2 protein-coding genes and 1 pseudogene are annotated in these 3,057 nt (G+C 43.1%); all 3 read right to left on the bottom strand.

What is annotated here, in order from left to right:
- Nucleotides 1–943: pseudogene (locus tag HMPREF2959_RS12550) on the bottom strand (S-layer family protein); the annotation flags it as partial.
- Between the two features lie 248 nt (nt 944–1,191).
- A complete protein-coding gene (locus tag HMPREF2959_RS03835; RefSeq protein ID WP_002219725.1) occupies nt 1,192–1,575 on the bottom strand; it encodes a hypothetical protein in 384 nt (127 codons plus the stop codon).
- Nucleotides 1,576–1,579: 4 nt separating this feature from the next.
- A partial coding sequence (locus tag HMPREF2959_RS10815; RefSeq protein WP_083314135.1) for a deaminase domain-containing protein occupies nt 1,580–3,057 on the bottom strand: 1,478 nt, incomplete at its 5' end.

Raw genomic sequence — 3,057 nt, 5'->3', positions numbered from 1 at the left:
GCACCTGATTCCAGTTGATGTTTTTCGCTACTTGAAGTTGTTTCAAATAAGCATACTCGGGCTGCTTGGCGAGTTTTTCGATTTCGGTTTTCAGATTGCCTTTCGGAATGTCGACGATGTAGCCGCCGGGAGCAGAGAGTACGGGCGCAACGGGGCCGGTGAAACTTGGCAGTTGCAGGGTTTCGATGTTGCTGCCGCGTCCTGCCTGTTTTTGCCAGAGGGCGGATTTGCTGCTGCTTACGGTTTCTGTGTGGATGCTGCTTTTGATCCCTTCGAGGATAATCTTGGCATCGGCCCGTGCCTGGTCGCCTACGCCTGCACGGATGACCGCGCCGCCCAGCGTGGTTTCAAACTGCGTACCTTGTAACTTGGTATCCCAACCTGATTGCAGATTAGCTGATTCAGCCACTACACGGCTTGGTAAGGCAGTTTGCATCTGTTGGGTAGAGGTATCATGTACCTTATCATAAGTAATGCCGAGAAATTTGCGTTTCTTATGACTGTCTAGTTTGTCGTAGTTGAGCTCTTCTACGGCATAGAGTGTCAATTTCCGCCCGGCTTCGATGTTAATGCTGCCTTTGGGGGCATCGAATGCGGTGGCGTAGGCGTCGATGCTGCCACCAGATTTGATGTCGATGCCTTGGGATGCGCTGAGGTTTACTGCGTCGGGCTTGGCGTTTTTGTGTTCTTTGACTTCGGTAATGTGTTTGCGGTTGTACCATTTGCCGGTTTTGTAGCTGCGGCGTTCTAAGGTATAGAGTTCGCCCTGTCCGGCGTAATAGGATTGGTCGCCGTAGGATTGCAGTTTGATTTTGCCGTTTTCTGCGGCTATATCGGCGGCACTCAAAATGATGCGGCTGTTCTCATTGGCATACGGTGCGCTAATGCTCACACCGGTTTTACCCGAAAGTTCTGCAGCAAGCGTAGGAGGTGTCTTCAGCACGCACGCGTCTGGGCAGTATATAGGGAATCTGAATATTTACTTGCATAACAAATGCCGTCTGAAAAAATTGAGCTTTTCAGACGGCATTGAGCCGTAAATCATGGAACGCGTGCGTGCTGGAGCACACACCTTACGCATGGATTTTAGGTTTCATGCAGGCTACAGCTTGCTGCGGCGGCGGTATAAAAGTATTTTTAGTGATTTACCGTTTTTGGTAATTTTGCCCGACGGGGTTAAAAATACAGTTGCTACTCTTGCTGCATGATATTGGCAAGATTTAATTTAAATGTTTGTTGAATCTTGTTTACATCCTTAGCAAAAATATGATAGTCACTCGAAGAATAGATAGATTTTATTCTATCCAAATTAGTTTGTTGATAACATTTTTTCATTTCCGCGATGAAAAAATTATCTTTTCCTCTTTCATTGAGACAGTTATTTTCTAACAGATAGATTGCCCATGCTGTAAAAATAAATGTACTATCTTCCGGATATTCAGATAAATAAATTTCGAATTCAATTATAGAATATTCAGCTGCTTCAATTAATGTTATATCTAAATCTCTGACAAATTTTTCCGTTATATTTTTAAATAATTTCTTGAATTCTATATAATTTTTTATTTTTTCCATGATTCTATTTTCCTGTAAAAATATTTAATTGAATATTTGGATAGCGATTTCTAAACTCTAAAATAACATTGCTGCAAGATTGACAGGCCTTTAATTCTGTAAATAGATCAATTCTACCTGATACATTACGATTATTTCCGAGTTGCTGTGCTATAGTTTCAAGTAATTTATATTCTCCATCTATATTTCTTAATGTTCCTCTAGGAGGAGAGGCAATATTATGATATTTATCAACAGATATAGGTTTAAAAATTTTTGTTTCAGGTAACGAAATAAATCCATGTTCCCCTTTTTGGAAAGAACTAAATGCTTCCATCCTTTGCGGTAATCCTTTAACATCAATTTTTGCTATCGCAAGATTCCCTATTTGTCGATACTCTTCCGGCAGTTTCATGCGGATTCTCTGGCTTTCAGCAGTTAAAGCTTGTCTTAAAGCAGGAGCACTGTCATTGCTCAGATAACGGGTAACAGGTGCAGGCTTGGCCGATATTGCAGCCTGTGCAGATACAGATCCTGCAACCATCAATGTGCCATTAACAACCTGAACTGTACCATGCAGATATTCTCCATTAGAGATTGCTTTCGCTCCCTGTCCAATGTTATATCCTCCTGCTGCCACAGTAGCTGCTTTGACACTGAAGCCAAGCGGTCCGTTTAATAAGTAAAGTGCAGGTTGTGCGGCAACAGCTGATTTGTAATCAAAAGAATCATAACGACTCAATGTTTGATAGGCTTTCGATAAGGTGTTATTAATATCTTTGGAAGGAATAGTGAGATTACCCATTGACTGGGGCGTTTTCAGTATCGAAGCTGCCCAAGCTGTGTTACCTCCAGAGGTTTGGTTAATAAAATATGCAAGAATATTTTTTTCTTGATTATTTAAACTACTTGGATTTTTTTGATATCGGTCAAGCAATTGATTAGAATATCGATCTTTCTCAATCAAATAGATAAACTGCCTTGCCTCTTGTTCGGTCAGGCTGCCCCAATCTAAAGATAATAGGCCTTTCCCTTTGGCTTTTTTGATCAATTTTTCTCTAAGAGCATACTCTTCTTGAGATAATAGGTTATTTTCAATCGCGACTTTAGCCGCATTCGCCGCTGTATTCACATCGCCGCCGACCACACCGCTTACCGTACCGGCAACCAGTTTGCTGTATGCCAAAATCTGTTCGCGTTCTTTAGCTGTCAAAGTGGCAGGATTTTTGCCGTTTGTCAAAGCCTCCCCGACTATCTCGCCCACAGCCGCACCGATCGCACCATCCTGACACTTACCCTTATTCGCCGCCGCTGCCGCACAGCCCGCTATGGCATGGGCAATCTTGTGGGTAATGTAGTCTTCGCTGAGATTAAATTTGATTTTGCTCGCTACTTCTCCGTGTACGGTACTGACTATCGCACCCAGTGCGGCATCGCCCAAGTTGTCTTTGAGGCTGCCGCCGTTGATGGCGGTATTAATCAGTGCGGCACTGCCCGCATTGG

It is taken from the genome of Neisseria sp. HMSC070F02, from assembly GCF_001814225.1.
Lineage (GTDB): Bacteria > Pseudomonadota > Gammaproteobacteria > Burkholderiales > Neisseriaceae > Neisseria > Neisseria meningitidis.
This window is presented reverse-complemented; position numbering and strand designations above follow the sequence as displayed.